23 protein-coding genes are annotated in these 22,400 nt (G+C 73.6%); 11 read left to right on the forward strand and 12 right to left on the reverse strand.

Annotation, left to right across the window (positions count from 1 at the left end; translation table 11 throughout):
- The first annotated feature begins 13 nt into the window (after nucleotides 1-13).
- Nucleotides 14-1,726: a cation acetate symporter gene (locus AB0L29_RS16455; protein WP_365827618.1), complete on the forward strand. Its 1,713-nt coding sequence runs from the start codon at nucleotides 14-16 to the stop codon at nucleotides 1,724-1,726.
- Nucleotides 1,723-2,928 carry a histidine kinase gene (locus AB0L29_RS16460; protein ID WP_365827620.1) on the forward strand — a complete coding sequence of 402 codons (1,206 nt, stop codon included), beginning with the start codon at nucleotides 1,723-1,725 and terminating at the stop codon, nucleotides 2,926-2,928. Before AB0L29_RS16455 ends, AB0L29_RS16460 begins: the two co-directional genes overlap by 4 nt.
- A 3-nt stretch (nucleotides 2,929-2,931) precedes the next feature.
- On the opposite strand, the gene AB0L29_RS16465 is transcribed toward AB0L29_RS16460, so the two are convergent.
- From AB0L29_RS16465 to AB0L29_RS16485, 5 genes are all read right to left on the reverse strand, one after another.
- Nucleotides 2,932-3,099 (reverse strand): hypothetical protein, encoded by a 168-nt coding sequence (locus tag AB0L29_RS16465; protein WP_365827622.1) that lies wholly within the window; start codon nucleotides 3,097-3,099, stop codon nucleotides 2,932-2,934.
- A 79-nt stretch (nucleotides 3,100-3,178) separates the two neighbouring features.
- Nucleotides 3,179-4,129 carry a cytochrome c oxidase assembly protein gene (locus AB0L29_RS16470; RefSeq protein ID WP_365827624.1) on the reverse strand — a complete coding sequence of 317 codons (951 nt, stop codon included), beginning with the start codon at nucleotides 4,127-4,129 and terminating at the stop codon, nucleotides 3,179-3,181.
- A 155-nt stretch (nucleotides 4,130-4,284) separates the two neighbouring features.
- Nucleotides 4,285-5,310, reverse strand: coding sequence for a 6-phosphofructokinase (locus tag AB0L29_RS16475; protein ID WP_365827626.1), 1,026 nt, complete (start codon nucleotides 5,308-5,310; stop codon nucleotides 4,285-4,287).
- 242 nt (nucleotides 5,311-5,552) lie between these two features.
- Nucleotides 5,553-6,281: a glutamine amidotransferase gene (locus AB0L29_RS16480; protein WP_365827628.1), complete on the reverse strand. Its 729-nt coding sequence runs from the start codon at nucleotides 6,279-6,281 to the stop codon at nucleotides 5,553-5,555.
- 20 nt (nucleotides 6,282-6,301) lie between these two features.
- Complete coding sequence (locus tag AB0L29_RS16485; RefSeq protein ID WP_365827630.1) at nucleotides 6,302-7,540, reverse strand: MurT ligase domain-containing protein; 1,239 nt, start codon at nucleotides 7,538-7,540, stop codon at nucleotides 6,302-6,304.
- 152 nt (nucleotides 7,541-7,692) lie between these two features.
- Between AB0L29_RS16485 and def the strand changes: the two genes are divergently transcribed.
- On the forward strand, nucleotides 7,693-8,232 hold the full coding sequence (gene def / locus AB0L29_RS16490) for a peptide deformylase (protein ID WP_365827632.1): 540 nt from the start codon (nucleotides 7,693-7,695) through the stop codon (nucleotides 8,230-8,232).
- A 70-nt stretch (nucleotides 8,233-8,302) separates the two neighbouring features.
- Here def and AB0L29_RS16495 read toward each other — a convergent pair whose 3' ends face one another.
- On the reverse strand, nucleotides 8,303-8,944 hold the full coding sequence (locus tag AB0L29_RS16495; RefSeq protein ID WP_365827634.1) for a TetR family transcriptional regulator: 642 nt from the start codon (nucleotides 8,942-8,944) through the stop codon (nucleotides 8,303-8,305).
- Nucleotides 8,945-9,118: 174 nt separating this feature from the next.
- Between AB0L29_RS16495 and AB0L29_RS16500 the strand changes: the two genes are divergently transcribed.
- Nucleotides 9,119-10,345: an acyl-CoA dehydrogenase family protein gene (locus AB0L29_RS16500; protein WP_365827636.1), complete on the forward strand. Its 1,227-nt coding sequence runs from the start codon at nucleotides 9,119-9,121 to the stop codon at nucleotides 10,343-10,345.
- Between the two features lie 51 nt (nucleotides 10,346-10,396).
- Nucleotides 10,397-11,062: a transcriptional regulator gene (locus tag AB0L29_RS16505; protein ID WP_365827638.1), complete on the forward strand. Its 666-nt coding sequence runs from the start codon at nucleotides 10,397-10,399 to the stop codon at nucleotides 11,060-11,062.
- Nucleotides 11,063-11,124: 62 nt separating this feature from the next.
- On the opposite strand, the gene AB0L29_RS16510 is transcribed toward AB0L29_RS16505, so the two are convergent.
- The 5 genes from AB0L29_RS16510 to AB0L29_RS16530 form a co-directional block, all read right to left on the reverse strand.
- On the reverse strand, nucleotides 11,125-11,361 hold the full coding sequence (locus AB0L29_RS16510) for a DUF6213 family protein (protein WP_365827640.1): 237 nt from the start codon (nucleotides 11,359-11,361) through the stop codon (nucleotides 11,125-11,127).
- A gap of 25 nt (nucleotides 11,362-11,386) precedes the next feature.
- Nucleotides 11,387-12,772, reverse strand: coding sequence for an NADP-dependent succinic semialdehyde dehydrogenase (locus tag AB0L29_RS16515; RefSeq protein ID WP_365827642.1), 1,386 nt, complete (start codon nucleotides 12,770-12,772; stop codon nucleotides 11,387-11,389).
- 76 nt (nucleotides 12,773-12,848) lie between these two features.
- A complete protein-coding gene (locus AB0L29_RS16520) occupies nucleotides 12,849-13,313 on the reverse strand; it encodes an NUDIX domain-containing protein (RefSeq protein WP_365827644.1) in 465 nt (154 codons plus the stop codon).
- A gap of 10 nt (nucleotides 13,314-13,323) precedes the next feature.
- Nucleotides 13,324-14,862 (reverse strand): ATP-dependent DNA ligase, encoded by a 1,539-nt coding sequence (locus AB0L29_RS16525; RefSeq protein WP_365827646.1) that lies wholly within the window; start codon nucleotides 14,860-14,862, stop codon nucleotides 13,324-13,326.
- Nucleotides 14,863-14,890: 28 nt separating this feature from the next.
- Nucleotides 14,891-15,826, reverse strand: a complete 936-nt coding sequence (locus AB0L29_RS16530) for an NAD(P)/FAD-dependent oxidoreductase (protein ID WP_365827747.1) — start codon at nucleotides 15,824-15,826, stop codon at nucleotides 14,891-14,893.
- Nucleotides 15,827-15,926: 100 nt separating this feature from the next.
- On the opposite strand from AB0L29_RS16530, the gene AB0L29_RS16535 reads away from it, so the two are divergent.
- From AB0L29_RS16535 to AB0L29_RS16560, 6 genes are all read left to right on the forward strand, one after another.
- Nucleotides 15,927-16,499 (forward strand): XRE family transcriptional regulator, encoded by a 573-nt coding sequence (locus AB0L29_RS16535; RefSeq protein WP_365827648.1) that lies wholly within the window; start codon nucleotides 15,927-15,929, stop codon nucleotides 16,497-16,499.
- A gap of 99 nt (nucleotides 16,500-16,598) precedes the next feature.
- Nucleotides 16,599-17,567: an NADPH:quinone oxidoreductase family protein gene (locus AB0L29_RS16540; RefSeq protein ID WP_365827650.1), complete on the forward strand. Its 969-nt coding sequence runs from the start codon at nucleotides 16,599-16,601 to the stop codon at nucleotides 17,565-17,567.
- The gene (locus tag AB0L29_RS16545; RefSeq protein WP_365827652.1) at nucleotides 17,564-18,745 is read left to right on the forward strand and encodes an acyl-CoA dehydrogenase family protein; all 1,182 of its coding nucleotides are present in this window, start codon (nucleotides 17,564-17,566) and stop codon (nucleotides 18,743-18,745) included. The genes AB0L29_RS16540 and AB0L29_RS16545 overlap by 4 nt, the downstream gene beginning before the upstream one ends.
- A complete protein-coding gene (locus tag AB0L29_RS16550) occupies nucleotides 18,742-19,833 on the forward strand; it encodes an acyl-CoA dehydrogenase family protein (protein ID WP_365827654.1) in 1,092 nt (363 codons plus the stop codon). Before AB0L29_RS16545 ends, AB0L29_RS16550 begins: the two co-directional genes overlap by 4 nt.
- A 172-nt stretch (nucleotides 19,834-20,005) precedes the next feature.
- The gene (locus AB0L29_RS16555) at nucleotides 20,006-20,869 is read left to right on the forward strand and encodes a phosphatidylinositol-specific phospholipase C/glycerophosphodiester phosphodiesterase family protein (RefSeq protein WP_365827656.1); all 864 of its coding nucleotides are present in this window, start codon (nucleotides 20,006-20,008) and stop codon (nucleotides 20,867-20,869) included.
- Nucleotides 20,870-20,981: 112 nt separating this feature from the next.
- Nucleotides 20,982-21,176: a hypothetical protein gene (locus tag AB0L29_RS16560; RefSeq protein ID WP_365827658.1), complete on the forward strand. Its 195-nt coding sequence runs from the start codon at nucleotides 20,982-20,984 to the stop codon at nucleotides 21,174-21,176.
- A 2-nt stretch (nucleotides 21,177-21,178) separates the two neighbouring features.
- On the opposite strand, the gene AB0L29_RS16565 is transcribed toward AB0L29_RS16560, so the two are convergent.
- On the reverse strand, nucleotides 21,179-22,363 hold the full coding sequence (locus AB0L29_RS16565) for a phosphodiester glycosidase family protein (protein ID WP_365827660.1): 1,185 nt from the start codon (nucleotides 22,361-22,363) through the stop codon (nucleotides 21,179-21,181).
- Nucleotides 22,364-22,400 lie beyond the last annotated feature (37 nt).

Raw genomic sequence — 22,400 nt, forward strand, 5'->3', positions numbered from 1 at the left:
GGACGCCGAACCCGTGAACCCCAGCTACGCCGTCCCCGCCGTCGCCCTCGTCGTCGTCGCCACCGTCCTCGTCGGCGCGTTCGGCCTGCGCATCTCCCGCACGACCTCCGACTTCTACGTCGCCTCCCGCACCGTCGGCCCCCGTCTGAACGCGGCCGCCATCAGCGGCGAGTACCTCTCCGCCGCCTCCTTCCTCGGCATCGCCGGACTGGTCCTCGTCCAGGGCCCCGACATGCTCTGGTACCCGGTCGGCTACACCGCCGGCTACCTGGTCCTGCTCCTCTTCGTCGCCGCCCCGCTGCGCCGCTCCGGCGCCTACACCCTCCCCGACTTCGCCGAGGCCCGCCTCGCCTCCCAGGCGGTCCGGCGGCTGGCCGGCGCCTTCGTCGTCGGCGTCGGCTGGCTGTACCTGCTGCCCCAGCTCCAGGGCGCGGGCCTGACGCTGACCGTGCTGACCGGGGCGCCCGACTGGCTCGGCGGGATGATCGTCGCCGTCGTGGTGACCGCGATCGTCGCCGCGGGCGGCATGCGCAGCATCACCTTCGTGCAGGCCTTCCAGTACTGGCTCAAACTCACCGCCCTGCTCGTCCCCGCCCTCTTCCTCGTCCTGGCCTGGCAGGGCGACGGCGCCCCGCGCCACGCCTTCGACGAACCGGCCACCTTCCGCGAGCGGCGGGCCGTCCGCGTCGAGGACAGCCTCCACCTGACGCTCGACGCGCCGCTGACCGTCACCGTCGACGGCACCGTCGACGGCCGCACCCACGCCGGCACCCGGCTCGAGCTGCCCGCCGGCACCCACCACATCGCACGCGGCACCCGCCTCGCCTTCGCCGACGGCGCCCCCGTTCCCGAGGCCGAGCGGACCGGCGGCGGCGCCCTGTCGCCCTCCCGGGCCGAGAGCCGCGAGGAACGCCCGCTGTACGCCACGTACGGGCTGATCCTCGCCACCTTCCTCGGCACCATGGGCCTGCCGCACGTCGTCGTCCGCTTCTACACCAGCCCGCACGGCGTCGCCGCCCGCCGCACCACGGTCGCCGTCCTCGGCCTGATCGGTGCCTTCTACCTCCTGCCCCCGCTCTACGGCGCCCTCGGCCGCCTGTACGCCCCCGAGCTCACCCTCACCGGCGACGCGGACGCCGCCGTCCTGCTGCTGCCCGAGCGCGTGATCGGGGGAGCGGGCGGCGACCTGCTGGGCGCGCTGGTCGCCGGGGGCGCCTTCGCCGCGTTCCTGTCCACGGCCTCCGGACTGACCATGGCCGTGGCGGGCGTGCTCACCCAGGACGTACTGCCCTCGCGCGGCGTGCGGCACTTCCGGCTCGGCACGGTCCTCGCCATGGCCGTCCCGCTGGCGGCCAGCGTCCTGGTGGGCGGACTGCCGGTCGCCGACGCCGTGGGACTGGCCTTCGCCGTGTCGGCCTCGTCCTTCTGCCCGCTGCTGGTGCTCGGCATCTGGTGGCGGCGGCTGACCCCGCCCGGCGCGGCCGCCGGCATGCTGGTGGGCGGCGGCTCCGCCCTGCTCGCCGTCGCCGCGACCATGGCCGGCCTGCCCGGGAGCGGAGCGGTGCACGCCCTGCTCGCCTGGCCCGCGCTGTGGACCGTGCCGCTGGGCTTCCTCACCATGATCCTGGTGTCCCTGGCCACCCCGAACCGGGTGCCGGCCGGCACGGCGGCGGTCCTGGCCCGCTTCCACCTGCCCGAGGAGCTGCGCACGGAGGTGCCGGCGTGAGCGGATTCCTGGCGGGCCTGTGCGTGGCCGTGCTCCCGCTGCTGGCCGCCGGGTTCTGGCTGGGCCGCCGCACCGCCCGCCCCAGCAGCCTGGCCGGTCTCGGCACGCCCGTCGAGCACGCGACCTTCGAGACCCTGCACACCGCCTCCCTCGCCGCGCCCCCGCTGCGGGCGGGCCTGACCGAGGAGACCGCCCGCAAGTCGGCCCGCAAACTGCGCCTGCTGCTCGGCACGGACGCCCTGTGCCTGACCGACCGCAAGCAGGTCCTGGTCTGGGAGGGCGCCGGCGCCCACCACCGCACCGAGATCATGGAACGCCTCGCCGGCCCCCTGGACACCGGCCGCGGCGAGGCCTTCCGCCTGACCTGCGACCTCCCCGACTGCGCGGTGCGCTGGGCGGTCGTCACCCCGCTCACCGTCGACGACCGGGTGCACGGCACCCTCGTCGCCTGCGCGCCCCGCGAGTCCGCCGTCCTGGTCCGGGCGGCCGGGGAGGTCGCCCGCTGGGTCTCCGTGCAACTGGAACTGGCCGACCTCGACCAGTCCCGCACCCGCCTCATCGAGGCCGAGCTCAAGGCCCTGCGCGCCCAGATCTCCCCGCACTTCGTCTTCAACTCGCTCGCGGTCATCGCCTCGTTCGTGCGCACCGACCCCGAGCGCGCCCGCGAGCTGCTCCTGGAGTTCGCCGACTTCACCCGCTACTCGTTCCGCCGGCACGGCGACTTCACCACCCTCGCCGACGAACTGCACGCCATCGACCACTACCTGGCGCTGGTCCGGGCACGCTTCGGCGACCGCCTCTCCGTCACCCTCCAGATCGCACCGGAGGTGCTGCCGGTCGCCCTGCCCTTCCTCTGCCTCCAGCCGCTCGTCGAGAACGCCGTCAAGCACGGACTGGAGGGCAAGGCCGACAAGTGCCGCATCCAGATCACCGCGCAGGACGCCGGCGCCGAGGCGCTGGTCGTCATCGAGGACGACGGCGCCGGAATGGACCCCGCCCTGTTGCGCCGCATCCTGGCCCGCGAGGTCAGCCCGTCGGGCGGCATCGGCCTGTCCAACGTCGACGACCGGCTCCGCCAGGTCTACGGCGACGACCACGGCCTCGTCATCGAGACCGCCCCGGGGGCGGGCATGAAGATCACCGTCCGGCTGCCCAAGTACCAGCCGGGCGTGCACTCGGCGGGGCGGCTGGCCCGGGAGTGAACGTCACGCGCGGCTGGCCACCATGCCGAGGGTGATCAGGCCCAGGACGACCCAGCCGAACCACAGCCAGCCGTTGCTGCCGAGCGCCACCGTGTAGGCCGTCACCACGACGAGTCCGCCGACGGTGAGCACCCCCATCGTCCTGGTGGAACCATCCGTAGAACCGGGCATCGCGACACCCTCCTCGTGGTTCGGTCCCCTCCATGGTGCCCTGTTCCGCCCGATCGCGGTGCCCCCGGGGACGAGGTCCTCAGCGGCCCCGTGCGTTCAGCGAGGCCAGATAGGCGTTGTACGCCTCCAGCTCCTTGTCCCCGTCACGGTCGGCGGCCCGGTCCTTGCGCTTGGCCTGCCGCTGCTCCGAGGCGTACCACTGGAACAGCAGCGCCAGCAGCACCAGCACCGACGGGATCTCGCTGAACGCCCAGGCGATGCCGCCGGCGGCGTTCTGGTCGGAGAGCGCGTCGATGCCGAGCGAGGCGGGCGGGTTCTCGAACGTCTCGACCATCGGGGTGGTCGCCATCATCAGCGCGATGCCGAAGAAGGCGTGGAACGGCATGCCCGCGAACAGCTCCAGCATCCGCATCAGGTGGCCCGGCCGGTGCGGCCCCGGGTCCACGCCCATGATCGGCCAGAAGAAGACCAGACCGACGGCGAGGAAGTGCACCATCATCGCGATGTGCCCCGTCGAGGAACCCATCAGGAAGTCGAACAGCGGGGTGAAGTACAGGGCGTACAGGCTCGCGATGAACAGCGGGATCGTGAACGCGGGGTGCGTGACGATCCGCAGGTACCGGCTGTGCAGCAGCATCAGCAGCACCTCGCGCGGCCCCTTGCGGCCGCGGCCCGCGGTGGGCAGCGCGCGCAGCGCCAGGGTGACCGGGGCGCCGAGCAGGATCAGGATCGGCGACACCATGCTGATCACCATGTGCTGCACCATGTGCACGCTGAACATGACCATGCCGTAGTCGTTCAGCCGGGTGCACATCATGAGCCCGATGCTCAGCACACCGGCCGCGTACGCGACCGTCCGCCCCGCCGGCCACCTGTCACCGCGCCGGACCAGCCGTGCGACCCCCCAGCCGTACAGCGCGAGCCCCAGCAGGCAGGCGATGAGGAAGAACGGGTTCGCGGACCACTCCAGGCCTCGTCCCAGCGTGAACGGCGGCAGATCCATGGTCGTGCCGTGCCCGCTGTGATCCATCCGCCGGCTCCTGATTCGTGGGGGTGTGTGCCGATGTGTCCGCAGCTGTCTGCCGACAGCTGTTTGTCCGCACCAGAGTAGAACCGCCCCCGGCGACCCATGTCACCGGGGGCGGCCGAAGCCCTCGCGCACCTTGCGGGACGGGCCCTCGCGCCCTACAGCACGCACTCCGCTTCGGCGTACCGCTCCTGCGGCACCGTCTTCAGCGTCTCCACCGCCTCCGCCAGCGACACCATCACGATGTCCGTCCCGCGCAGCGCGGTCATCCTGCCGAACTCCCCGCGGTGCACGGCCTCCACCGCGTGCCACCCGAAGCGGGTGGCCAGGACCCGGTCGTACGCCGTCGGCGTCCCGCCGCGCTGCACGTGCCCGAGGATCACCGGCCGGGCCTCCTTGCCCAGGCGGCGCTCCAGCTCGACGGAGAGCTGGCGGGCGATCCCGGCGAACCGCTCGTGGCCGTAGACGTCCTTGCCGCCCTCGTCGAACTCCATGGTCCCGGGCTTCGGCTTGGCGCCCTCCGCGGCGACGACTATGGCGAACCGCTTGCCCGCCTCGAACCGCGCGCCGACCTTCGCGGTCAGCTCCTCGATGTCGAAGGGCCGCTCCGGGACGACGACGGCGTGCGCGCCGGCCGCCATGCCGGAGTGCAGCGCGATCCAGCCGGTGTGGCGGCCCATGACCTCCACGATCAGCACGCGCTGGTGGGACTCGGCGGTGGTCTTCAGCCGGTCCAGGGCCTCGGTCGCGACACCGACGGCCGTGTCGAAGCCGAAGGTCACGTCCGTGACCGCGATGTCGTTGTCGATGGTCTTCGGCACGCCGACGATCGGCAGGCCGTTGTCCGACAGCAGCCGGGCGGCCTTCAGCGTGCCCTCGCCGCCGATCGGGATGATCGCGTCGAGGCCGAGCTCCTCGACATGGCCCTTGGCCCGCTGCACGCCGTCCCGCAGGTGCTCGGGACGGACCCGGGAGGAGCCGAGGATGGTGCCGCCGCGGGCGAGGATGCCGCCCACCGCGTCGAGGTCGAGCTTGAGGTAGTCGCACTCCAGCAGGCCCTTCCAGCCGTCCCGGAAGCCGATGACCTCGTCGCCGTGGTCGGCGACGGCACGGTGCACGACGGACCGGATGACGGCGTTCAGGCCGGGGCAGTCGCCACCGGACGTGAGGACACCAATGCGCATAGCCCGAACAACCTTCTCCACGTGGGCACGGGACCGGACCGCGCTGTCCGGCTCGATCCCCGCCACCCTAGCGGCACCGGGGGGCGGGGCCGAACCGTGTGTCCGCCTGATGGACGACCCCGCTCACCTGTGCGAATGAGGTGTCAGGTGGGCTCCCGGCGAGGACGGTGCCCACCGGCGACGGAGCAGCCCGCACAGGCTGCTCCGCAACGGCGCCCGCGCAGGCTGCTCCGCGGCGGTGTCTACGCGGGCTGCTCCGCAGCGGCGATGCGCTCGTTGCGGAGCGCCTCGTACCAGCGGTCGTCGACCGGCGGCAGCGCGTTGACGTCGAGCGCCAGCTTCAGCAGCAGGTCCGCGATGAGCGGGTTGCGGGCGAGCACCGGGCCGTGCATGTACGTGCCGAAGACGGTGCCGTTGTACGCGCCCTCGGTGCCGTCGCCCGTGCCGTTGCCGTTGCCGAAGCGCACCTGGGCGAGCGGGCGGGCGGTGGGGCCGAGGTGGGTGACGCCCTGGTGGTTCTCGAAGCCGGTCAGCGCGGGCAGGCCGAGCCGCGGATCGATGTCGGCGAGCACGTCGCCGACGCACCGGGCGCCCTCGCCGCGCACCGACACCACGTCCAGCAGGCCGAGCCCCGGCTCGCGCTGGCCGAGGTCGTTGATGAACTCGTGGCCGAGGATCTGGTAGCCGGCGCACACGGAGAAGACGATCGCGCCGTTGTCCACCGCCCGGTGCAGACCGGCGTCCCGGCGCAGCCGCTCGGCCGCGAGCCGCTGCGGGCGGTCCTCGCCGCCGCCGATCAGGTAGATGTCGCCGGAGGTCGGGATCGGCTGGTCGCTGCGCACGTCGAGCCGGGCCACGTCCAGGCCGCGCTGCCGCGCCCGGCGCTCCACGACGAGGACGTTGCCCTGGTCGCCGTACGTGCTGAGCAGGTCCGGGTAGATCCAGACGACCCGCAGCTGGTTGTCGCTCACAAAAGTCCCCTGAGTGCTTGTCAGTTGCCGACGCGGCGGCGCAGGTCCTGGAACGCGGTGTAGTTGGCGATGACCTCGATCCGGCCGGGCGGGCACAGCTGCACGGCCTGGTCGAGGTCGTCGCACACCTGGAACTGCTGGTTCGCGACCTCCAGGCGCACCGCGAGGTCCAGCTTCCGGTCGCCGATCACGCAGATCGGGTGGCCCGCCAGGCGCGTGTAGTCGACGTCCCACAGCCAGGAGGTGTCGGTGCCGTCGGCCGAGCGCGCGTTCACCGACAGGATCACCGGGGTCGGCGGCGGGTCGATCAGCGAGAACGTCTCCAGCCAGCCGGCCGGGTTCTTCGCCAGCAGCAGCCTGAGGTCCCGGCCCTCGAACTGGACGACGTCGTAGCGCCCGGCCACCGCCTGCACCTGGTACATGCGCTCCAGGGCGACCTGCGGCGGCACGCCGAAGACGGCGGCGACGGCCGCGGAGGTGGCGGCGTTGGCCTTGTTGGCGCGGCCCGGCAGCTGGAGGTGGATCGGCCAGGCCGAGCCGTGCGGGTCCAGGACGTGGTCGCCGGACAGCGCCCAGCTCGGCGTCGGCCGCCGGAAGCCGCACTCGCCGCAGAACCAGTCGTCGCCCGGGCGCTGCATCACGCCACCGCACGACGGGCAGGACCAGGCGTCGTCCTTCCACATCTGTCCCGCGGCGACCCAGATCACATTGGGGGAGGAGGAGGCGGCCCACACCACCAGCGGGTCGTCGGCGTTGGCGACGATCACGGCCTTGGAGCCGGTCAGGCCCTCGCGCCAGTTCTCGGCGAGCATGCGGGTCTCGGCGGCGCGGTCGAGCTGGTCGCGCGAGAGGTTCAGCAACGCGATGCACTTGGGGTCGGTGTCCCGGGCGACTCCGGCGAGGTACTTCTCGTCGACCTCGATGACACCGAACTTCGCGTCGGAGCCGCCCGCGAGCGCCGAGGTGATGCCGGCGGGCATGTTGGCGCCGAGCGCGTTGGAGACGACCGGGCCCGCCGCGCGCAGGGCCTCGGCGATGAGCCGGGTGGTGGTGGTCTTGCCGTTCGTCGCCGAGACCAGGACGCAGTCCAGGTTCTGGGCGAGCCGGCCGAGGAGGTCGGGGTCGAGCTTGAGCGCCACCCGTCCGCCGATCACCGAACCGCTGCCGCGCCCCGCGGCACGGGATGCCGCTGCGACCGCCTTGCCCGCGGTCACGGCCAGCTTGGCCCGCGGCGTGAGCGGGTCCGAGTTGCCTGCCATCAGTTCTCGATCCTCCTTGCGTACGCGCCGCGCCTTGAAGCCTGACGGCCACGTGGTGTGGACCTCAGCCTATCGAGATCCCTTCGCACTCCCGAACCGCGGTCCACGCCTGCGCGGCGGGCGGGGACCGAAGGAACCGTACCCTTACGGCCATGCGACACGGTTCGATCCCGGGCGCCCGCGGGCGCGTCCGGCCCCTCACCCTGCTCGGCGACCCGGTCCTGCACGCACCGTGCGGGGAGGTCACCGACTTCGGCCCGGAACTGGCCCGCCTCGTGGAGGACTTGTTCGCGACCATGTACGCAGCACGGGGCGTGGGTCTGGCCGCCAACCAGATCGGCGTACCGCTGCGGGTCTTCGTGTACGACTGCCCGGACGACGAGGACGTCCGGCATCTCGGACATGTCGTGAACCCGCGGCTGGTCGAGACGGACGGCGTGGTGGTGCGGGGCCCGGAGGGCTGTCTGTCGCTGCCGGGCCTGGAGGCGGGCACGGAGCGCCACGACCACGCGGTGGTCGAGGGGCGGACGATGACGGGCGAGCCGGTCACCGTCCACGGCACCGGCTTCTTCGCGCGGTGCCTGCAGCACGAGTGCGACCACCTGGAGGGCGGGATCTACGCGGACCGCCTGACCGGCTGGCGCCGCCGCCGGCTGATGCGGCAGGCGGCGCGCGCCCCCTGGCGCCGGTGAGGGCGTCCGCCCGGCAAGCGCGGGGAACCGGGTGACCGGCCCCCGCCGGTCCGCACGCGGCGTACCGCCGTCAGAACCCCGGACCCCCCGTCCGGTCCCCGGCCGCGGCCAGCCGCCCCCACAGCAGGTCGGCGAGGCTGCGCACCAACTCGGCCCGCGAACAGGGCCGTTCCCCCAGCCACCAGTCCCCGGCGGCATGCATCATGCCGACGATCCCGTGCCCCCACACCCGCGCCAGCCGCTGGCTCTCCGGCCCGAGGTCCAGCCGTTCCCCGATGACCTGGGCCAGCTCCTCGCCCATCCGCCGCAGCAGCGGCGCGGAGTGCTTGCCGACGTCGAACCCCTGGTCGCTCTGCGAGCCCTCCGCGGGATGCATCAGGAAGCGGTACACCTGGGGCCGTGCCTCGATCGCGGCGAGGTAGGTGTCCAGGGTGGACTCCACGCGCTCGCGCCGGTCCGCCGGAGCGTCCAGCGCCGCCCGCAGCGAGTCCAGGAGGGCGTCGGTGTGCCGCTTGGCGAGGGCGGCGTACAGTCCGCCCTTGTCACCGAAGTGCCGGTACAGGATCGGCTTGGTGATGCCGGCCTCCGCCGCGATCGCGTTCATCGAGGCCTGCGGCCCGTCGCGCAGCACCACCCGGTCGGCGGCCTCCAGCAGCTCGCGCCGTCGGCGGTCGGCGGACCGCTGCTGATCGGTCCGCTGCGTGGTGTTCATGTGCTCTCCCCACCCGTGCTGATTCGGTGACGCCTGCGCAAACTAACACTCAGGCGGCCCCCGGGCATCGAACGGGCTGCCGGGGGGACGTCGGGAGTTGACTTTTCCTACCCACCGGTAACAGACTGCGCGTTACCGTAAGTAACATGCAGGTGCGTCGCCGCTGGAGGGGACATGGCCGAGTTCACCATGGAGCTCAACGACGAACAGAAGGAGGTCCGGGACTGGCTCCATGGCTTCGCCGCCGACGTGATCCGCCCCGCGGCCGCCGAATGGGACGAGCGTGAGGAGACTCCCTGGCCGGTCATCCAGGAGGCCGCCAAGGTCGGCATCTACTCCCTCGACTTCTACGCCCAGCAGTACTTCGACGCCACCGGCCTCGGCATCCCCATGACCATGGAGGAGCTGTTCTGGGGGGACGCGGGCATCGCCCTGTCCATCGTCGGCACCGGCCTCGCCGCCGTCGGCGTCCTCGCCAACGGCACCGAGGAGCAGATCGGCACCTGGATCCCCCAGATGTACGGCGACGCCAACGACGTCAAGGTCGCCGCGTTCTGCTCCTCCGAGCCCGACGCCGGCTCGGACGTGGCCTCCATGCGCACGCGTGCCGTGTACGACGAGGCCAGGGACGAGTGGGTGATCAACGGCACCAAGACCTGGGCGACCAACGGCGGCATCGCCAACGTCCACGTGGTGGTCGCGGTCGTCGACCCCGACCTCGGCTCCAAGGGCCACGCCTCCTTCATCGTCCCGCCGAACACGCCGGGGCTGTCCCAGGGCCAGAAGTTCAAGAAGCACGGCATCCGCGCCTCGCACACCGCCGAGGTGATTCTCGACGACGTGCGGGTGCCCGGCTCCTGCCTGCTCGGCGGCAAGGAGAAGCTGGACGAGCGCCTCGCCCGCGCCCGCGAGAAGGCGAGGAAGGGCGGCGAGCGGGTCAAGAACGCCGCCATGGCCACGTTCGAGGCGTCCCGCCCGGCGGTCGGCGCGATGGCCGTGGGCACCGCCCGCGCCGCCTACGAGGTCGCCCTCGAGTACGCCCGGACCCGGGAGCAGTTCGGCCGCCCGATCATCGACAACCAGGGCGTCGCCTTCCAGCTCGCGGACATGCGCACCCGGATCGACGCCGCCCGCCTGCTGGTGTGGCGCGCCTCCTGGATGGCCGTCAACGGCAAGCCGTTCACGGCCGCCGAGGGCTCGATGTCCAAGCTGTTCGCGAGCGAGACGGCGAAGGAGGTCACCGCCCAGGCCGTCCAGATCCTCGGCGGCAACGGCTACACCCGGGAGTACCCGGTGGAGCGCATGCACAGGGACGCGGCCATCTACACCATCTTCGAGGGGACGAGCGAGATCCAGCGGCTGGTGATCGCGCGGACGCTTTCGGGTATGCCGATCCGGTAGGCGCCGCAGGGGCGCGCAGGGGCGCGCCCCTGGCAACCGACGGAGGACGCGATGACGCGCACGGCCCGGGAACTGCTGGAGACCACCACCGGGGAACTGGCCCCGGACCCGCAGGCCAACCGCCTGGTCCCGCTGATCGCGCGGGGCGCGGCGAGCCGTGGGACGCTCGCCGCGCTCGCCCTCGAACAGCGCGAGGTCATCGCCGCCGACCACCGGTCGTTCCTGCATCTGGCGGAGCGCGCCGCCGACGGCGCCCCGGAGTCCGCCGCCTTCTTCCGCGCGCTCGCCGACGGGGAGGCGGTGGCCGGGGAGCGACTGGCGTCCTTCGCCGCGGCCTGCGGCGTGGACGAGGAGCGGACGGCGGCGTACGCCCCGCTCCCGGGCTGCCAGGCCTACCCCGCCTACGTCGCCTGGCTCGCCCTCAACGCCGAACCGTCCGACGCCGTACTCGCCCTGACGGCCAACTTCTCGGCCTGGGGCGGCTACTGCGCGACGATCGCGCAGGCCCTGCGCAGCCGCTACGGCTTCACCGACGAGGCCTGCGCCTTCTTCGACTTCTTCGCCGAGCCGGCGCCCGAGCTGGACGAGCGGGCGACGGCGGCGGTGCAGGAGGGACTGGACACCGGGCGCCTGACCGAGGACCTGTCGCACCGCTACGGCAGGCTGCTCCAAAGCTACGAGGCGATGTTCTGGAGGACGCTGGAGCAGCGGCCCTGAAGGGAGGCGGGGGAACCGCGCGAGCAGCCACGGGCGACCCGCGCCCGGCGTCGGGCGGCACCCTACGGCGCGCCCCCGCTGCTGTGCGCGATGCACGCCACGTCGATCCGGTCGGCCAGCTTCGCCAGCTCGATGGTCAGGGCGGCCACCGTGTCCTCGTCGAGCCCCTCCTGCCCGGCCTCCACGAGGCGCAGCCACCGCCCGCCCACCGTGCGGAGCAGCTTGCTCACGTCGGCCGCGGCCACCTGCAAGGTACCGCGGTCGTCGACGATCAGAGGCAGGGTCACTTCGCGGTTCACAGACGGGATCGTAGCCGCGGAAGCCTCACGCACCGTGCCAAACCGTCGTGATGTTGCAGAACTCGCGGATTCCGTGCCCGGACAGCTCACGCCCGTACCCGGAGCGCTTCACACCGCCGAACGGGAACGCCGGATGGGAGGCCGTCATCCCGTTGACGTACACCCCGCCCGCCTCCAGGTCCCGCACGAAGCGGTCCACCTCGGCCTCGTCGCGCGTCCAGACGTTGGAGCTCAGCCCGAACGGCGAGTCGTTGGCGACGAGCACGGCCTCGTCCAGGTCGCCCGCGCGGTACAGCGTGGCGACCGGGCCGAAGGTCTCCTCGCGGTGGACGCGCATCTCGCGGGTGATGCCGGCCAGCACGGTCGGCGGGTAGTACCAGCCCGGCCCGTCGGGGCGCTCGCCGCCGCACAGCACCTTCGCGCCGCCGCGCACGGCGTCGTCGACCAGTTCCTCCAGGTCGGCGCGCCCCCGCTCGCTGGAGAGCGGCCCCACCTGCGTCTCCTCGTCCATCGGGTCGCCGGTCCGCAGCGCCCTCATGCCCTGCACGAACCGCTCGGCGAAGGCGTCGTACACGTCCGTGTGCACGATGAACCGCTTGGCCGCGATGCACGACTGCCCGGCGTTCTGGCACCGCGCGTTCACCGCGACCTCGGCGGCCCGGTCCAGGTCGGCCGACGGCATGACGACGAACGGGTCGCTGCCGCCCAGTTCCAGCACCGTCTTCTTGACCATCTCCCCGGCGGTGGAGGCCACCGCGCGGCCCGCCGGTTCGCTGCCGGTGAGGGTCGCGGCCCTGACCCGCTCGTCGCGCAGGATGTCGTCGACCTGCGCCGAGCCGACGAGCAGGGTCTGGAAGCAGCCCTCGGTGAAGCCCGCCCGGTGGAAGAGGTCCTCCAGGTACAGCGCGGTCTGCGGCACGTTGGAGGCGTGCTTGAGCAGGCCCACGTTGCCCGCCATCAGCGCGGGCGCGGCGAAGCGGACCACCTGCCACAGCGGGAAGTTCCACGGCATCACGGCGAGGACCGGGCCGAGCGGCCGGTAGCGCACCCGCACGCGGGAGGCGCCGGAGTCCTTCACGTCGGCGTCGGCGGGTTCCTCGTCGGCGAGCAGTTCCCCGGCGTGGTCGGCGTACCAGCGCATCGCCTTGGCGCACTTCGCGGCCTCGGCACGGGCCTGCCTGATCGGCTTGCCCATCTCGGTGGTGACCACGCGGCCGATCTCCTGCTGGTCCTCCTCCAGGAGGCCGGCGGCCTTCCTCATGAGGCGGGCGCGCTCGTCGAAGGAGGTCGTCCGGTAGGTGCGGAACGTGGCCTGCGCGAGCCGGAGCCGGCGCTCGACCTCCTCCTCGCCCATGGCCTCGTACGTCTTGAGCGTCTCGCCGTTCGCCGGGTTCACCGTTGCGATGGGCATGGCCGACCTCCCTGGGGACGGGCTGTGCTTCGACCTTCCCGCGCGGTACGGGGGACCGCAACGCGAAGGCGGGTGCTCAGGGCGAGTGCTCCGCCAGGCGGTCGAGAAACGCCGTCTGGCCCTTGACGATCACCTCGCGCGCCCGGTCCGGGCCGAACCACGCCACCCGGTCCAGCTCGGGGAACTCCTGGACGCGGCCCGACCCCGGGGGCCACTCCATGCGGAAGGTGCCGGGGCGGATCGAGGCCGGGTCGAGGTCGGCCTCGATCGCCCAGACGGTGACGATCTTGCCGTTGGCCTGCCGCGCCTCCCCGAGCGCCACGGCCCGCCCGTCCGGCGGCGGCAGTCCCAGCTCCTCCCGGAACTCGCGGCGGGCCGCCTCCCAGGCGGGCTCGCCGGGGCCGTACTCGCCCTTGGGCACCGTCCACGCCCCGGCGTCGCGCCGGGCGAAGTACGGGCCGCCCATGTGGCCGAGCAGCACCTCCGTGCCGTTCCCGGTCCGCCGGAACAGCAGCAGGCCCGCGCTGCGGGTCCCCTTCACGGCATCTCCTTCACCGGGTCACCTCCGGATGCGCGGCCAGCAGGGTCTCCACCGTGTCGGCCTCCTCCGGGCGCTTGTCCTCGCGGTAGCGGACGACGCGGGCGAAGCGCAGGGTGACGCCGGCCGGGTAGCGGGTGGACCGCTGCAGACCGTCGTAGGCGATCTCGACGACCAGTTCCGGGCGTACGGTCACCCCCCAGCCGGTCTCCCGCACCGCCAGCTCCTGCAGGCGCCCGGTCTGCCAGGCCAGCATCGCGTCGGTCATGCCCTTGAAGGTCTTGCCCAGCATGGCGAAGCCGCCGTCGGCGGTGCGGGCGCCCAGGTGGAGGTTGGAGAGCCTGCCGGCGCGGCGGCCGTGGCCCCACTCGGCGGCCAGGACGACCAGGTCGAGGGTGTGCACGGGTTTGACCTTCAGCCAGGAGGCGCCCCGGCGGCCCGCGCTGTAGGGGGCGTCGAGCGCCTTGAGCACGACGCCCTCGTGGCCGCGCCGCAGTGTCCCGGCGAGGAACTCCTCCGCCTCGGGGACGCCCCGCGGGCCGTCCACGACCGTGCGCCGCACCCGCATCGGCTCCGGGACCAGCCGTGCCAGCCGCGCGTGCCGTTCGGCGAAGGGCAGGTCGAGCAGGTCGTGGCCGTCGACGGACAGCGCGTCGAAGAAGACGGGGGAGACGGGTACGGCCCGGGCGGCCGCGGCCACGTCCACGCGGGAGCCGACGCGCCCCGCGGTCTCCTGGAACGAACGGGGCCGCCCGCCGTCGTCGAGGGAGATCACCTCGCCGTCCAGGACGAACCGCCCGCCCGGCAGGGCGAGCGCGGCCGCGGTCACCTCGGGCAGGCGGTCGGTGATGTCGTCCAGGGTGCGGGTGTGGATCCGTACGAGGCCGCCGTCCCGGTGGACCTGGACGCGGATGCCGTCCAGCTTCTCCTCGACCGCGCAGGCGCCGAGCCTGTCGACCGCCTCGGCGACCGAGGGGGCGCTGTGCGCCAGCATCGGCAGCACCGGACGGCCGACGGTGAGCCGGAAGCGGTCCAGGGCGGCGGGCCCGTCGGTGAGCAGGGCCTCGGCCACCGTCTGCAGGGAGCCCGCGAGCATCACCGCCCGCCGTACGTCCGCCGCAGGCGCCCCGGTCGCCCGGGCCAGGCCTTCGACGGCCACGGCGTCCAGGGCGCCCTGCCGGACCTCGCCGGTGATCAGCCCGAGCAGGAAGCGCTGCTCGTCCTCCGTCACCGAGCCCATCAACTCGCCCACCAGACGGGCCCGTTCGGCCTGTGAGCCGGGGCCGGAGACCTTGCCGAGCTCCGTCAGGCGCGCGTCCACCTCGCGCACCGTTAGACGCGGCTCGGCGGCCGGGGGCACGGGGCGGCCCAGCGCCTTCCAGCCGACGCCGAGCCGCCCCTGCGGCAGCCGCCCCGCCAGGTAGGGGATGACGATCGGTACGTCGTCCGCCTCCGCGTCCCGGAACAGCTCGGCGAGCAGGGCGATCTTCCGGGACCGCGCCGAGGCGGCGGCGACCTCCCGGGACACACGGGCCAACCGGTGCAGCAGCATGCAGTCAGGGTGCACCCCAGGCGCCGGCCTACACCTGCGGAAGGCCCTGCACGGCCGCGTCGAGGTCGGCCGTCAGCAGGTCCCCGACGATGGCGGTCGCGGCCCGGTACCCGCCGCTCGCCGCGTGCACGACCTGCTCGGCGAACCCGACCGCGTTGCCCGCCGCCCACACCCCGGGCACGGTCGTCAGTCCGGTCTGGTCGACCACGGGGTAGGTGCCGAACGGGGTCTCGTGCAGTTCGGCGCCCAGCCGCCGCAGCAGACCGGTCTGCGGGACCGGGCGCGGGCCGACGAACAGCACCGAGCGGGCGTGGGCCGTGCCGTCCGCGAGCCGGACGCCGGTGAGCCGGTCGTCCTCGACCACCAGGGCGGCGACCTCCCCGGGCACCACGTCGACCCCGGCCGCCGCCAGGCGCCGCAGGTCCTGGTCCGACAGTTCCTCCTCGGCGACCGTGTGCAGGAAGAGGCGCACGTCCTTGGACCACTGGGACACCATCAGGGCCTGGTGCACGCTCGCCGCGCCGGACGCCAGCACGCCGAACGGCTCGTCGCGCACCTCCCAGCCGTGGCAGAACGGGCAGTGCAGCACGTCCCGGCCGAACCGCTCGGCGACCCCGGGAACCGCCGGCAGCTCGTCCTTCAGCCCGGTCGCGATCACCAGCCGCCTGGCCCGCACGGTCCGCCCGCCCGCCAGCGTCACGGCGAAGCCCTCGGCGACGTCCACCACCCGGTCCCGGACCAGCTCCACGCCGTACCGGGCGATCTCCTCCCGGCCGGCGGCCAGGAACTTCGCGGGCGGCATGCCGTCCCGCGACAGGTACCCCTGCATGTGCGCCGAGGGCGCGTTGCGCGGCTCGCCCGCGTCGACGACCAGCGTGCGGCGCCGGGCCCGGCCGAGGACCAGCGCGGCGGACAGGCCCGCCGCGCCGCCTCCCACGATGACGACTTCGTACTGCCCGGTCATGTCGGTCATGGTGACCACCTCCACGTGAACCGTCGCCCGAACACCACCGGATCGACAAACACCTTTGCCGTTTCGGCAAGTGGTCGGCGACAATGCGCCCATGACCACGGACGAAGTCCTCGCGGGCGTCGGCCCCCGGCTGCGCCGCATCCGCAAGGAGCGGGAGGTGACCCTCGCCGCGCTCTCCGAGGCGACCGGCATCTCCGTCAGCACCCTCTCCCGGCTGGAGTCCGGCCTGCGCAGACCCAGCCTGGAACTGCTGCTGCCGATCGCGCAGGCCCACCAGGTGCCGCTGGACGAGCTGGTCGGCGCGCCCCCCACCGGCGATCCGCGGGTGCGGTCCAAGCCGATCGTGCGGCACGGCCGCACCTACTGGCCGCTCACCCGCCAGCCCGGCGGACTCCAGGCCTACAAGGTGGTCGTGCCGCGGGGCGCGGAGGCGCCGGAACCGCGCACCCACGAGGGGTACGAGTGGCTGTACGTGCTGTCCGGGAAGCTGCGGGTGGTGCTCGGCGAGCACGACGTGGTGCTCGCCGCGGGGGAGGCCGCCGAGTTCGACACGCGCGTCCCGCACTGGTTCGGGTCGACGGGGGAGGGCCCCGTGGAGTTCCTCAGCCTGTTCGGACCGCAGGGCGAGCGGATGCACGTACGGGCCCGGCCCAAGCGGTCGTGACGCCCGCGGGGGATCTGGCGGCGACTGTTCCCCGATCGGCAAGCGACTGCTTAGTATGCGGTGGACCCGGTCCGACGACGCAGTCCGTGGAGGCCCCGCATGCAGGCATGGCAAGTGCACGAGAACGGCGAGCCGAGCGAGGTGATGCGGCTGCGGGAGGTGGAGCGGCCCACGCCCGGTGACGGCCAGGTCCTGCTGCGGGTGCGCGCCGCGAACGTCAACTTCCCGGACGCCCTGCTGTGCAGGGGCCAGTACCAGGTCAGGCCGCCGCTGCCCTTCACGCCCGGCGTGGAGGTCTGCGGCGAGACCGAGGACGGCCGCCGCGTGATCGCCAACCCGGCGCTGCCCCACGGCGGTTTCGCCGAGTACGCCGTCGTGGACGCCGCCGCGCTCCTGCCCGCACCGCGGGCGCTGGACGACGCCGAGGCCGCCGCCCTGCACATCGGCTACCAGACGGGCTGGTTCGGCCTGCACCGCCGGGCCGCCCTGGAAGCCGGCGAGACACTGCTGGTCCACGCTGCCGCGGGAGGGGTCGGCAGCGCGGCCGTGCAGCTCGGGAAGGCGGCGGGCGCCACGGTCATCGGGGTCGTCGGCGGCGCCGAGAAGGCCGCCGTCGCCCGGGAACTGGGGTGCGACGTGGTGATCGACCGGCGTTCCGAGGACGTCGTCACCGCCGTGAAGGAGGCGACGGGCGGCCGGGGCGCCGACGTGATCTACGACCCCGTCGGCGGCGCGGCCTACGCCCAGTCCGCCAAGGCCGTCGCCTTCGAGGGCCGGATCGTGGTCGTCGGCTTCGCGAGCGGGACCATCCCCAGCCCGGCGCTGAACCACGCCCTGGTGAAGAACTACTCGATCCTCGGCCTGCACTGGGGCCTGTACAACACCAAGAACCCCCGACTGGTCCGGCACTGCCACGAACAGCTCACCGACCTGGCCGCCCGGGGCGCGATCAAGCCGCTGGTGAGCGAGCGGGTGCCGCTGAGCGGGGCCGCGGCGGCCGTGCAGAAGGTCGCCGACGGCGTGAGCACCGGCCGGATCGCCGTCCTGACCGGGGAGGCGGCCGCATGACCGACGCCGCCGCGCTGCGCCGCCGTACGCGGGAGTTCCTGGCCGCGCACCCGCCGGCCGCCACGGACCGCCTGGACTTCCTGCGGGCCCGCTTCGACGCGGGACTGGCCTGGGTGCACTTCCCGCAGGGGCTCGGCGGACTCGGTGCCCCGCGCTCGCTGCAGGCCGTCGTGGACGCCGAGCTGGAGGCCGCCGGGGCACCCGACAACGACCCGCGGCGCATCGGCATCGGACTCGGGATGGCCGCGCCGACCATCCTGCAGTTCGGCACCGAGGAGCAGAAGCGCCGGTACCTGAGGCCGCTGTGGACGGGCGAGGAGGTGTGGTGCCAGCTGTTCAGCGAGCCCGGTGCCGGATCCGACCTCGCCGCACTCGGCACGCGCGCGGTCCGGGAGGGCGAGGACTGGGTCGTCGACGGGCAGAAGGTGTGGACCTCCAGCGCCCATCTGGCCCGCTGGGCGATCCTCATCGCCCGCACCGACCCGGACGTGCCCAAGCACCGGGGCATCACGTACTTCGTCTGCGACATGACCGACCCGGGCGTCGAGGTGCGGCCGCTGCGCCAGATCACCGGCGAGGCCGAGTTCAACGAGGTGTTCCTCACCGGCGTCCGCATCCCCGACACCCGCCGCCTCGGTGAGGTCGGCGACGGCTGGCGGGTGGCGCAGACCACGCTGAACAACGAGCGCGTCGCCATCGGCGGCATGCGGCTGCCCCGCGAGGGCGGCATGATCGGCCCCGTGGCGAAGGCCTGGCGCGAACGCCCCGAGCTGCGCACCCACGACCTGCACCAGCGGCTGCTGCGGTTGTGGGTGGAGGCCGAGGTCGCCCGCCTCACCGGCGAACGCCTGCGCCAACAGCTCGTCGCGGGCCAGCCCGGCCCCGAGGGCGCCGGCATGAAGCTCGCCTTCGCCCGCCTCAACCAGGAGATCAGCGGCCTGGAGGTGGAACTCCTCGGCGAGGAGGGCCTGCTCTACGACGACTGGACCATGCGCCGCCCGGAACTGGTCGACTTCACCGGCCGGGAGGCGGGCTACCGCTACCTGCGCTCCAAGGGCAACAGCATCGAGGGCGGCACCAGCGAGATCCTGCTGAACATCGTCGCCGAGCGGGTCCTCGGCCTGCCCGCCGAGCCGCGCACCGACAAGGACGTCGCCTGGAAGGACCTGGCCCGATGACAACGCAGCGCCCACAGCCCGACCTGCTCTACTCCGAGGAGGAGGAGGCGCTGCGCGCCGCCGTGCGGGACCTGCTCACCGACCACTGCGACGCGGCCGCCGTCCTCGCCCGCGCCGAGTCGGACGCCCCGCACGACGTGCGGCTGTGGAAGACCCTCACCGAGGGGATGGGCCTCGCCGGCCTGCTGGTACCTGAAGAGCTGGACGGCCAGGGCGCCACGCACCGCGAGGTGGCCGTCGTGCTGGAGGAACTGGGGCGGGCGGTCGCGCCCGTGCCGTTCCTGACGAGCGCCGTCGTCGCCACCGAGGCGCTGCTGGCCTGCGGGGACGAGGACCTGCTCCGGCGGCTGGCGTCCGCGACGGCGGTCGGCGGGCTCGCCGTCGGGCTGCACACCGCTCCGGACGCCGCCTACCGGACCGTACGGGTCGAGGGCGGGACCCTGCACGGGGAGCTGACCGGTGTCGCCGACGCGGCCGTCGCCGACGTGCTGCTCGTGCCCGCGGACGACGGCGGGCTGTACGCGGTCGACGCCCCGGCGGTGACCGTCACCCCGCAGGTGTCCCTCGACCTGACCCGGCCGCTGGCGACCGTCACCCTCTCCGGGGCGAAGGGCCGTCGGCTCGGCGACGCCGAGCCCGCCGTCCGCCGCGCCCTGCGGGCCGGGGCCGGTCTGCTCGCCTGCGAGCAACTCGGCCTCGCCGAATGGGCGTTGACCGAGACGGTGCGTTACCTCAAGGAACGCAAGCAGTTCAACCGGCCCGTCGGCGGCTTCCAGGCGCTCAAGCACCGGCTCGCCCAGCTGTGGCTGGACGTCGTCCACCTGCGGGCCGCGGCCCGCAACGCGGCGGACGCGCTGGCCACGGGCGACGACGTGGACACGGCGGTCGCGGTCGTCCAGGCCTACGCCGCACCGGTCGCCGTCCGCGCCGCCGAGGAGGCGCTGCAACTGCACGGCGGCATCGGCATGACCTGGGAGCACCCGGTCCACCTGTACCTGAAGCGGGCCAAGGCCGACTCGATCGCCTACGGCACGGCGGGCGCGCACCGGGAGGCACTGGCCGAACTGGTCGGCCTGCGCGCACCCTGACGTCCACCCGGCGAAAGCCCGCCCCGTCCGGGGCGGGCTTTCGCGTGCGCCGTCCACCGGGTGGTGAACACGGGGCGGCAGTCCGGCCAACTCCTCTCATGTGCAGGTCTTTTCGGGGTGTGCGCGTCCCATACTCGCTGGGGTTCCCCACCGCACTCCAGGGAGGCAGCGCATGGCCCTCACCACCCGTCGCAGAGCCCTCACCACCCTCGGCGCCGCCCTCGCGGGCACGGTCGCCCTGCCCGCCGGCCGCGCGCTGGCCGGTGAACACCCGCATCACCCGCGGCCCTTGTGGCGCGCCCACGCCCACAACGACTACGAGCACCCGCGTCCCCTCCTCGACGCCCTCGGCCACCGCTTCGGCAGCGTCGAGGCCGACATCTTCCTCGTCGGCGGCCAACTCCTCGTCGCCCACGACCCGGAGGACCTCGACCCGGCGCGCACCCTCGAATCCCTCTACCTCGACCCGCTCGCCGCCCGCGTGAAGGCCCACCGCGGCCGGGTGTACCGCGGTCACCGCGGGCCGCTGCAGCTGCTCGTCGACATCAAGACCGAGGGCGCCTCGACGTACCTCGAACTCGACCGCCGCCTCAGGCGCTACCGCCACCTGTTCACCACGTACGTCCACGGCCGGGTCCTGTCCGGCCCGGTCACCGTCGTCGTCTCCGGGGACCGCGCGGCCCGCGCGCCCCTGGCGGCCCAGAGCGTCCGGCGCGCCTTCTACGACGGCCGGCTCGCCGACCTCGGCGGCCCGGCGCCGGCCTCCTTGATCCCGCTGATCAGCGACAACTGGACGCTGAACTTCACCTGGCGGGGCGTGGGGGCCTTCCCGGACGCCGAGCGGGAGAAGCTGCGGAACATCGTGGAGGCGGCGCACGCGCGCGGGCAGAGGGTGCGCTTCTGGGCCACCCCGGACGCGGCCGGGCCCGCCCGCGACGCGCTCTGGTCGGAACTGCTCGCCGCGGGCGTCGACCACCTCAACACCGACGACCTCGCCGGGCTGGAGGCCTTCCTGGACGCGCGTCCGGCGACGTAGGACACCACACGTTCGGCGGACAGGTCAGCCGCACGGACGAACCCTCCGCTACGCCACACTTACGGCCGAACGCCGTGAAAGGGACGTGGCGGCGTGGCGGAGGAGGTTGACGATGGCCATTTCCATCTCTGTGGTGCTGTTGCTGGCGATCCTGGCGGTGATCTTCCTGCGCAACGGAGGACTGAAGTTCTCCCACGCGCTGGTCTGCCTGCTGCTGGGCTTCTACCTGGCGAGCAGCAGCATCGCGCCGACCATCCACAGCGGCCTCACGGCGACGGCCGACATCGTCGGCAGCCTGAGACCCTGACGTCAGGGCACCGGGAACACGCCGATGCCGTTCGGCACGGCCCGCTCGGTGCCGCCGCTGGGGTGGTTGCGCACGGTGACCGCGGCCGTGCCCGGGTCGCGGGCGACGAGTGTCGTCGACCCGCCGCCGTCCAGGTTGAAGGCGTCGGCCGAGCCCAGCCGGCGCATGGCGTCGGCGACTTCGGCGACGGTCAGGCCGCTGCGGTGGGCGGGCGCGCCGTCCAGTGCGAACAGCACCAGGCGCCGACCGCCGTCCGCGACGCCGGCGGCGGTGCGCACGGCGGAGGTCCGGGTGTCGAGACCCGGCAGGGGCCGCCCGCCGACGAGGACCGGGTAGCCGCCGAGGGCGAAACGGAACGGGACGCGGGACGCGGCGGAGACCAGCCGGTGCCGTACCGCCACCGGCTCACCCGGCCCCAATTCCCGTAACCGCCGGGCTCCTTCCTCGCGGCCGACCAGCACGGTGGTCCCCGGGGCGATGGGTCCGCCGCCGGGTGCGTCGGCGGTGGAAACGACCCGGCCCCCGCGGACCGTCACCTCGTGGGTGTCCGTGCTGCACGGAGCGGCCCGGTCGGTGTCCGTGCCGCAGGTGGCGCGCACCCGGGAGGCACTGCCCCAGTTGGCGGTGAAGGCGCCGACGGAACCCACCGGCAGCGCGTACTGGTTGAGCCCTTCGAGCGGCAGCCGCCCCCGCGGGGTGCGGACCGAGCCGTCGAGGGCCAGGCGGTCCAGCCGGGCCCGCCGGTCGGCCCCCACGCCGATGACGGCCTCGGTGGTGGTGCCGGGCGGCAGCGCGGGACCGAAGCGCTGGCCGTTCGGCACGGCCGCCTTCAGCGCCCGGCCGCGCGCGATCGCCGGGCCCACGCTCGCCCCGGTCGCCTCGACGCCCGGGTGCTGGGTCTCGGTGATGTGGAAGAAGTCGCCGTTGACGCCCGCGACGGCACCGCGGTCGGCGGCCATCCGCGAGACGGGCGCCCGCGCAGCCACCGCCCCCGGGTGCAGCAGCCCGACCCGTACCCGCGGGTCGCGCAGGTCGACGGTGAGCACGTGGGCGTGCGCCACACCGGCGGCCGCCGGGAGGTCGAACTCCTCGTACGTGACACCGGGCGCGAGGGTGACGGCCTCCTGTCCGGCGCCGGCCGGCGCCGCCCCCACCAGGGCCGCACCGGCCAGTGTGCCGAACGCCACGAGAACCGTCAGTACCGCTCTGCCCGATCCGGACCGC

The organism is Streptomyces sp. NPDC052701, assembly GCF_040678355.1.
Classification (GTDB): domain Bacteria; phylum Actinomycetota; class Actinomycetes; order Streptomycetales; family Streptomycetaceae; genus Streptomyces.